The sequence below is a fragment of the Intrasporangium sp. genome, assembly GCF_030452765.1.
Taxonomy (GTDB): domain Bacteria; phylum Actinomycetota; class Actinomycetes; order Actinomycetales; family Dermatophilaceae; genus Intrasporangium_A.
The window spans coordinates 1-9,010 of sequence record NZ_JAKDLO010000175.1 but is presented as its reverse complement, the minus strand read 5'-3'; the positions used below and the strand labels follow the sequence as shown (position 1 = coordinate 9,010).

Annotated in this window: 9 protein-coding genes; 3 read left to right on the top strand and 6 right to left on the bottom strand. The window is 71.6% G+C overall.

Features of this window, described 5'->3' with window-relative positions:
- Positions 1–68 precede the first annotated feature (68 nt).
- From L0H79_RS17940 to L0H79_RS17920, 5 genes are all read right to left on the bottom strand, one after another.
- Positions 69–506, bottom strand: coding sequence for a type II secretion system F family protein (locus L0H79_RS17940; protein WP_301486013.1), 438 nt, complete (start codon positions 504–506; stop codon positions 69–71).
- Complete coding sequence (locus L0H79_RS17935; protein WP_301486012.1) at positions 503–1,273, bottom strand: type II secretion system F family protein; 771 nt, start codon at positions 1,271–1,273, stop codon at positions 503–505. Before L0H79_RS17935 ends, L0H79_RS17940 begins: the two co-directional genes overlap by 4 nt.
- On the bottom strand, positions 1,270–2,415 hold the full coding sequence (locus tag L0H79_RS17930) for a TadA family conjugal transfer-associated ATPase (protein WP_301486011.1): 1,146 nt from the start codon (positions 2,413–2,415) through the stop codon (positions 1,270–1,272). The genes L0H79_RS17935 and L0H79_RS17930 overlap by 4 nt, the downstream gene beginning before the upstream one ends.
- Positions 2,412–3,158 carry a hypothetical protein gene (locus L0H79_RS17925; RefSeq protein WP_301486010.1) on the bottom strand — a complete coding sequence of 249 codons (747 nt, stop codon included), beginning with the start codon at positions 3,156–3,158 and terminating at the stop codon, positions 2,412–2,414. The genes L0H79_RS17930 and L0H79_RS17925 overlap by 4 nt, the downstream gene beginning before the upstream one ends.
- Positions 3,159–3,866: 708 nt before the next feature.
- On the bottom strand, positions 3,867–4,724 hold the full coding sequence (locus L0H79_RS17920) for a Fic family protein (RefSeq protein ID WP_301486009.1): 858 nt from the start codon (positions 4,722–4,724) through the stop codon (positions 3,867–3,869).
- A 195-nt stretch (positions 4,725–4,919) separates the two neighbouring features.
- On the opposite strand from L0H79_RS17920, the gene trpS reads away from it, so the two are divergent.
- Positions 4,920–6,002, top strand: a complete 1,083-nt coding sequence (gene trpS, locus L0H79_RS17915) for a tryptophan--tRNA ligase (RefSeq protein ID WP_301486008.1) — start codon at positions 4,920–4,922, stop codon at positions 6,000–6,002.
- A 310-nt stretch (positions 6,003–6,312) separates the two neighbouring features.
- Positions 6,313–8,292, top strand: coding sequence for an acetate--CoA ligase (gene acs, locus L0H79_RS17910; RefSeq protein ID WP_301486007.1), 1,980 nt, complete (start codon positions 6,313–6,315; stop codon positions 8,290–8,292).
- Positions 8,293–8,404: 112 nt separating this feature from the next.
- Here the strand turns inward: acs and L0H79_RS17905 are convergent, their stop codons facing one another.
- Positions 8,405–8,611 carry a hypothetical protein gene (locus tag L0H79_RS17905; protein ID WP_301486006.1) on the bottom strand — a complete coding sequence of 69 codons (207 nt, stop codon included), beginning with the start codon at positions 8,609–8,611 and terminating at the stop codon, positions 8,405–8,407.
- A gap of 110 nt (positions 8,612–8,721) precedes the next feature.
- On the opposite strand from L0H79_RS17905, the gene L0H79_RS17900 reads away from it, so the two are divergent.
- On the top strand, positions 8,722–9,010 hold a 289-nt coding region (locus L0H79_RS17900), incomplete at its 3' end, for an NYN domain-containing protein (RefSeq protein ID WP_301486005.1).

Below are 9,010 nucleotides of genomic sequence, written 5' to 3'. Positions count from 1 at the left end.
GTGCACTCTCGATCACGACTGGTGCACTCTCGATCACGAGAGGTGCACTCTCGATGTGAGGGAGGGGCTCAGCCCAGCACCGCTCGGGCCAGGGCGACGACGAGCGGGACGACCGTCGTCAGGCAGAAGGCGGGCAGGAGCACGAGGCCGAGCGGCGCCACGAGCCGGACGCCGACCTTGGCCGTGGCGACATCGATGCGCTCCAACCGGTCCGCCGCGAGGTCGTCGGCTGCCTTCAGGAGCAGCGGTCCGGGCGCCAGCCCCGCCAGCTGGGCCAGCGTCACCGCTCGACCGGCCGGCTCCCAGACCGGGCCAACCGAGCTCCAGGCCTCCTGGTCCGACGCACCCCAGTGAAGGGCCGCCGCGACCTGTCGGAGGTCTCGGGCAACCGTCTCCGGCGACTCGGCCGCAACGGCCTCGAGCACACCCGTCGTGGGCAGACCGGACCGGTAGGCGAGAGCAAGCAGGACCAGGGCCGAGGCGACCTCGGTCGCGGTGGTGGTCATGTGGGGTGCTCGGCTCGTCGAACGAGATGGCGACACCACTGCCTGCCGAACCAGATGAGCACGAGCCCGGTCCCGAGGCAGGCTGCGCCGACGGGGTTGCCGTACAGCGCGGAGGGCGGAACACCACAGGCAAGCCCGAAGACCGGACCAGTGAGCGGCAGAGCGGTGAGCACTGTCACCGTGGCCTGTGGCCCGGCCACGGCAGCACGGACCCTGCGCTGAGCGACCAGCGCCCCACGCAGCTGAGCCGCCGACCGGTCCACCGCGTCGGCGAGTGGACATCCGGTCGTCTCGGACAGGCCCCAAGCGGCCGCAACGGCATGTACGGCCGCGGACCCGGTGCGCTCAGCGGCCGCCCGCCAGATCGGGGCCACCGGATGGCCGTCAGCCGCGGCCGTCACCGCCTGACGGACGAGACCGGTGACCAAGGCCGGGGCCTCGGTCGGCAGCGTGGCCCCGCCGAGCTCGAGGGCTCGTGCGGGAGTGAGCCCGGCATGCAGGGCCGCAGCGGTGCCGTCGAGCAGCATCAGGACAGCCCGCTCGAAGGACGCGTGCCCACCGGCGCGGCGACGTCGTCGCCACAGCTGGACCGGGTCCTCGTGCCATAGCGCGGCGAAGCCACCGTGCACCAGGAGGGTTGCGTCGTCACGACCGGCGCTCGGCAGGAGCACGTCCACGCGAGCTCGTCGAGCCGGCCACACCACCACCACGACCCCCACCAGCACCGCGGCCACGACCGCATTCACGTCGACGGCGACCCAGCTCACGTCGGCACCACCCCCTCCGCCAGGCCGAGCCTGCGCCGCAGCAACGGCCAGCCGACTCCGGCCCGCACCGTCGACCCGTCCCATTCGAGTGCTGGAAGCACGACGGGGTCCGCTCCCGAGCGGTCCACGACACCCACCGTCTCGAGTCGGCGTGCACCGTCGGCCCGCGTCACATGGAGCACCACCGCGATTGCGGCACCGAGCTGGACGCGGACCGCGCCCGGCCCGAGGCCGGCCAGCGCCCCGAGGGCCTCGAAGCGGGCCACGACGTCTGCGGCGGCATTCGCATGGATGGTGCCGCACCCACCCTCGTGGCCGGTGTTCAGGGCGGCCAGCAGCTCCCTGACCTCCGCACCACGCACCTCCCCGACAACGATCCGGTCCGGCCGCATCCGGAGAGCCTGACGCACCAAGGTTGTCAGGGTCACCTCGCCGATGCCCTCGACGTTCGGGGGGCGCGCCTCGAGCCGGACGACGTGCGGATGGTCGACGTGCAGCTCTCGCACGTCCTCGATGACGAGCAGGCGGTCAACGGGATCGACGAGACCGAGCAGCGCCGCCAGGAAAGTCGTCTTCCCGGCTCCGGTTCCGCCGGACACGACGAACGCGAGTCGCGCCTCGACGAGGCCACGCAGCACCGGGTCGAAGGCCGGTGGCACCATCCCGGACGTCTCGAGGTCGTCGAGGGACAGGTGTCGCCGAGCGGGCACCCGGATCGTGATGTGTGCTCCGCCCGCGACCAGCGGTGGCAGCATGGCGTGCAGCCGCGCACCGGACGGCAGCTGGCCGTCGACCCAAGGGCTCGCGTCGTCGAGCCGGCGCCCGGCCAGCCCGGCGAGGCGGACCGCGAGGGACCGCGAGACCTCACGCGACAAGGGGATGTCCACCCATTCCGGCCCGTGCCCACGATCCACCCAGATCCGCCCATCGCCGTTGACACCTGCGTCGGTCACCTCCGGGTCGGCGAGCCACGGCTCGAGCGGACCGGCGCCGAGCACCCGCGCCGACAGCTCGTCGGCAGAGGAAGCCACCAAGGTCCGGCCGAGCGCCCCGACCTCCTCACGGGCCACGTCCACGACCCGCTCGCGATCCGGAGGCTGGCCGGCCCGTGCCTGCTGCCACATCGCCGGACTGAGGCTCATGCGCTCCTCCCGAGCTCGCCGCCGAGCGCCACGAGCCGGAGCAGCACCCGGTCGGCCAGCGTCACGAGCGGACCACGCCCACGATGCCCTGGCGGGATCCCCTCGGCCACATCCCCGGCCAGCTTCGAGTCCTCTCCCAACACGCCGACCACGTCGACATCGAGCTCGTCGATCACGACGTCCTCGAACTCACCGGCGCCTCGACCGCGCAGCACGATCCAGGGGTCGGCTCCGAGCGTCTGCAGCACCGGCACGAGGGTCGCTGCGGCCGCAAGCTCGCCGGCCCGGGTCCCGGCCACCACGACGACGGCGTCGGCGTGGGCCGCGACGACACCCAGGACCCGCTCGTCGCGGCACGCGTCGAGGACCGTCACGGCGTGGGCTTCGGCCAGTCCCGCGATGACCCCGGGCACCCGTTCGACCCACGGCCCGGGATCAAGCTGTAGCTCGGCGGAGCCGCCGCCGGCGGTCGGCATCGCGAGGACCGGCACGTCGAGCACCGAAGGCAGCCGCGCGGCCAGCCGCTCGCCGTCGACGACCCCGGACGCCTCGCTCAGCCCGTCCCATCGCCATCCGGGCTCCCGCTCGATCCCGAAGGTCACGTCGAGGCCACCCGACCACGGGTCGAGGTCGACGGCGACGGCGCTGCGCGCGGCAGCAGCCGACCTGACAGCGATGGCCGCGCCGAGCGAGGTCGCCCCGACGCCACCGGACGCCGGCACGACGGCGATGATCTGTCCCATGCTCCGACCGTGCCCGAGCGGCTCCGCCTGGACCAGCCCCCGGTGACTCTCGGTGGACGCCGCGCGTCCCCGGCGCTGGATGTGGACAACGCCCCGACCGATGATGACCCCGGTCGGGGGGTCGACCGGGGCCATCTCACGCTTCTGGCGCCGGGGGGGAGGCTCCAGCCGCGCGGCGCTCAACCCGATGGGGAGCGCTATCTCCATCGTGAGGCCCCGTCCGACCAAATGCAAACGGACGCGCGCGGCGGCGTTCGGACACCTCGATGAGCGTGTCGGTCAGCCGACACAGACCCACAACCCAGTGACCCGATATGCAGTCGACCTGATGGAGGCCCCTACGACGGTGTCGCTGGGGCCTCCCCGAGAGATCCGGCTACCAAGCGTGCGCTGTGCTTGTCACACCCCGGTTGTGTCTCCGGGGATAGACGGTTCCAAGTGAACTGTTCTCGCGTGGGTACCTGGTCTCACCTCGGTCTGTCACTCTTGCCGTGGACTCGGGCCGACGCCTCTCGGCGTTGTGGTCCTGAGTTCTTTCTACCTCACCGCCCCTCCCGCGGGCTAGGGGTTCACGGTCGCCCCCGGGAAGTTCTGTCCATCACCCCAGACAGGCCGGACCGTCGCCGCCCGCTCGACTGGTGGTCGGTACCCGTTCGACTGGTGGTTGGTACCCGTTCGACTGATCCTTGCTGCCCGCTCGCGGGGGTCTCAGCGCAGCAGCCGCCCGGCCCGGACCCCGTCGCAGATCCGCACTCCCTCAGCCACACCGGCCAGCATCGCGTCGGCCGCGTGCCGCAACCACAGCGCCACGCCGTCGACGCTGCCATGCGTGTAGCCGGCGAGCGCCCCGGCGTACACGTGCGTCCGCTGCGAGAGGTGCCCCATCTCGGGGACACAGACTCCCGTCGGATCGAGCCCGGTGGCCTGGACCAGGGCGCGTTCGATGGCCCGCGCCACGATGCCGTTGCCATAGACGAACGGCCGGACCGCGACGATCTCGGCATGCACGAGGGCGGCCACCACGAGGCCCGGGACCTGGCCCGATGCGGCGGTGCCGACGAGGTCGGGCAGCCCGGCCAGCCGCGCCGCGACGATCTCGGCACCCGGCGCCGGCCCTGCGTCGGCGAACTCGCCGCACGTCTCGTCCCCCACCCGGGGCCGACCGAGCACGGACGCGTCGAGGACCTGCCCGAATCCGGCGACATGAAGCCGGGCCAAGGCCTGCAGTGGCGCAGATCGCACGAGGCCCACGATCCGTTCGCTCTCGGCCGTCGCCTGCACCGCGGCACGCACGTCGGCCACGCCCGGATCGGGGTGCTCCGGCCACTGCCTGGCACCGCTCATCAGCTCGCGGACCGTGTCGATGGGCAGCCTGGCCCCGCCGAGCTCCGCGCTCGCCGCGGCCCCGCGGACGCGCGACTCCGCCGCGGCCTCCGGGATACGGCGTCGCAGCGCCTCGTGGAACCTCAGCCGGGTGCACGCCTCGCGGACCGCGTCCACCTTCTCGGCGACTCCGGGCAGGTCGGTCAGGGTGATGATCTGGGCGATGAGCCGGGCATCTGGCACCCCTTCACTGTAGGAGCGCCCAGAGCGTGCCTGCGCTGGGAGTGGGGTGGGCGGCATACAATCGGCTCATGAGTTCGACCGCCGTGCGCGCGTGGTGGCTGCCCCTCTGAGCGGCGGCCGTTCGAACCTACCCATCCGAGCCGCCTGCGGGCGGCTCGTTCCAGGTCACCCGTGGGCCGTCCCACAGGAGCTGACATGACCATCACCACCGAACGCGACACGTATGCCGCTGCCCTCGCCGCCAGCGACCGGCTCGACGCGCTCATCGACGCTAACGCCGCGCAGGACCGCACCCGGTTCCGGATGCTCACCGGCGACCGGCCGACCGGGCCGCTGCACATCGGGCACTACCTCGCCAGCCTGCGTAACCGGGTCCGCCTGCAGGACAGACGAGTCGAGACGTTCGTCGTCATCGCGGACTACCAGGTCCTCACCGACCGCGACTCCGTCGGCAGGATCGGGGCGAACGTCCACGGTCTGGTCCTCGACTACCTCGCGGCGGGCCTCGACCCCACCCGGACGACGATCTTCACGCACAGCGCGGTGCCCGCCCTGAACCAGCTCATGCTGCCGTTCCTGGCGCTCGTGACCGACGCGGAGCTGCGCCGCAACCCGACGGTCAAGGACGAGCTCGCCCTGTCCGGCGGACGCCCCCTGTCAGGGCTGCTGCTCACCTACCCCGTCCACCAGGCCGCCGACATCCTCTTCTGCCACGCGCGTGTCGTGCCCGTCGGTCGCGACCAGCTGCCGCATCTCGAGCTGACCCGGGCCATCGCGCGCCGGTTCAACACCAGGTATGCCACTGGGCAGCGGGTGTTCGCCGAGCCCGAGGCCCTCCTCGGCGACGTCCCGCTGCTCATGGGCCTGGATGGCACCAAGATGAGCAAGTCCAAGGGCAACGTGATCAACCTTCGGGACACGGCCGACGAGACGGCGGCGCGGATCCGGATGGCGCGGACGGACTCGGAGCTCCGGGTCACCTACGAGCCCCGGCGCCGGCCCGAGGTCGCCAACCTCCTCACGATCGCGGCCCTGTTCCGCGGCGAGTCGCCGGCGCTGCTGGCCGAGGCCATCGGTGACGGCGGGGCGCGGCGGCTCAAGCAGGTCGTGACCGAGGCCGTCAACGAGGGGCTCGCCGGGCACCGGGCCCGGCTGGCCGAACTGGCCCGGGACCCAGGACACGTCACGCAGGTGCTGCGGGAGGGCAACGCCCGGGCCGTCGCGCTCGCCGAGCAGACCCTGTCCACGGTGCGCGCAGTCATGGGCATGGGCCACTGAGGCACCCGTCGGCGTGCCCGTTCGTCGCTGGGCTGCCCCGACTGGGCATGTGCGTCGCCTTGCCGTCGATGCGTCGCCTGCAGGCAGCGCAGACTCGTCAACGCGACGCGCCTGACCTGCGCGGCCGGACAAGGCGACGCACCGGCCGACCAAGCCCACACGAGCGGACCGCAGGTGAGCGGCAGGTGACAACCGCCTGCCGACCAAAACGGACCGCTCGGCGGTCTGCTCTCAGGCTCCCTCTTGCACCGTGGCGGGCCGTCCACTTGAGTGGACCTGGACCAATCGACGCTTCGAAAGGTGGAATGCCGTGACCGAACAGACGCTCGCGAACCTGATGCAGGAGACCCGCACCTACGCACCGCCGCGAGAGTTCGCGACCCAGGCCAACGGCACCGCCGATCAGTACGCCGCGGCCACCGCCGACCGTGAGGCGTTCTGGGCGGAGCAGGCGCGCACATACGTAGCGTGGAGCAAGGACTTCACCCAGGTGCTCGACTGGTCTGACGCCCCGTTCGCGACGTGGTTCGGCGACGGCGAGCTCAACGCGTGCTACAACGCGGTCGACCGGCACGTCGAGGCCGGCCACGGCGACCGGGTCGCGATCCACTTCGTCGGCGAGCCAGAGGGCGACACCCGTGACATCACCTATGCCGACCTGCATGCCGAGGTGCAGCGGGCCGCCAACGCCCTGGTCGACCTCGGCATCGGCAAGGGCGACACGGTCGCGATCTATCTGCCGATGATCCCCGAGGCCGCGGTCGCGATGCTCGCCTGCGCCCGGCTCGGCGCGCCGCACTCGGTCGTCTTCGGCGGCTTCTCCGCCGAGGCGCTGCACTCCCGGGTCCAGGACGTGCAGGCCAAGGTCGTCATCACCTGCGACGGCGGCTACCGCCGCGGCAAGCCGAGCGCCCTCAAGCCGGCCGTCGACACGGCCCTCGAGCACGGGGACACCTCTGTCGCGAAGGTTCTCGTCGTGCGCCGCACCGGCCAGGACACCGCGTGGACCGACGGTCGCGACCTCTGGTGGCACGAGGCCCTCGAGGCCGCCGCGCCCGAGCACACGGCGATCCCGGTCGAGGCCGAGCACCCGCTGTTCATCCTCTACACGTCAGGCACGACCGGTAAGCCGAAGGGCATCTTCCACGCCACCGGTGGCTACCTCGTGCAGAACGCCTACACCAACGCCGTCGTGCACGACGTCCACCCCGAGACCGACGTGTACTGGTGCACCGCCGACATCGGCTGGGTGACCGGCCACTCCTACATCGTCTACGGCCCGATGACCCTCGGCGCGACGCAGGTCATGTACGAAGGCACCCCGGACACCCCGCACCAGGGCCGGTTCTGGGAGATCGTGCAGGACAAGAAGGTCACGATCCTCTATACCGCGCCGACCGCGATCCGCACCTTCATGAAGTGGGGTGAGGACATCCCGGCGAAGTTCGACCTGAGCTCACTGCGCCTGCTCGGCTCGGTCGGCGAGCCGATCAACCCCGAGGCCTGGATGTGGTACCGCCGGGTCATCGGCGGCGATCGGTGCCCGATCGTCGACACGTGGTGGCAGACCGAGACCGGCGCGATCATGATCAGCCCGCTGCCCGGGGTCAGCGAGACCAAGCCCGGCTCGGCGATGCAGCCGATCCCCGGCGTGACCGCCGACGTCGTCGACGACGCGGGCCAGTCCGTCCCCAACGGCTCGGGTGGCTACCTCGTCGTCCGCGACCCGTGGCCGGCGATGCTCCGCGGAGTGTGGGGCGACCCGCAGCGATACCAGGACACGTACTGGTCGCGCTTCCCCGGCATGTACTTCGCCGGCGACGGCGCCAAGAAGGACGAGGACGGCGACATCTGGGTGCTCGGCCGGGTCGACGACGTCATGAACGTCTCCGGCCACCGCCTCTCGACGACAGAGATCGAGTCGGCGCTCGTCTCGCACCCGAAGGTCGCCGAGGCCGCGGTCGTCGGGGCCACCGACGCGACGACGGGGCAGGCGGTCTGCGCGTTCGTCATCCTGCGCTCCGAGGCGGTCGCCGAGGCCGACGAACCGGGCGAGGGTGCCGAGCTCGTCGCCGAGCTGCGGGCCCACGTCGCCAAGGAGATCGGCCCGATCGCCAAGCCGCGCCAGATCATGGTCGTCCAGGAGCTGCCCAAGACGCGTTCCGGCAAGATCATGCGGCGCCTGCTGCGCGACGTGGCCGAGAATCGCGAGGTGGGCGACGTCACGACCCTCGCCGACAGCTCGGTCATGGATCTCATCAAGACCGGCCTCGGAGGCGACGGCTCGTAGCCCGCTCCTCGTCCCGCTTCACCTGTATGCCGCTCACCTCCGGACGCCCGGAGGTGAGCGGACGTCGTTGCGGGCTGTCGCGGGTGGCCTGCGCCGTCCTCGGGGCGAGGGCTCAGTCCTCGCTCGAGGTGCGTTCCCCGACGAAGGCGACCAGCTCGGGGTCGCCCGAGTCGAGACGCTGCATCTCCTCGTCCCCGGTGCAGGTCCGCATGGAGATCTGCAGGCGTCCGTCGACGTGGGAGACGACCCGCCAGGTGGCGCCGCTGTCCGCCCATCGGCGCAACACCTCGACGGGTGAGGGGGCAACAGGGTCAGCCATGGAGCACCTTTCGTCTGGACGCGGGGGGACCGGCGGTGCGCGGCCCGACACCTGCATCGTACGTCGGCATGTCGCTACACCCTGCGGATGGGTGGCGGCAGGATGACCCTATGACGTCAGCCACCTCGGAGACCCACCTGGCCGTGCTCATCGACGCCGACAACGCCGACCCGTCGATCGTCGAGGGGCTGCTCGCCGAGGTGAGCCGCTTCGGTGTCGCGAGCGTCAAGCGGATCTACGGCGACTGGACCCGCCCCAACCTCGGCAGGTGGAAGGAGAGCCTGCTCGCCTACTCGATACAGCCGATCCAGCAGTTCGCCTACACGTCCGGCAAGAACGCGACGGACAGCGCGATGATCATCGACGCGATGGACCTGCTCTACACCGACACCTTCGACG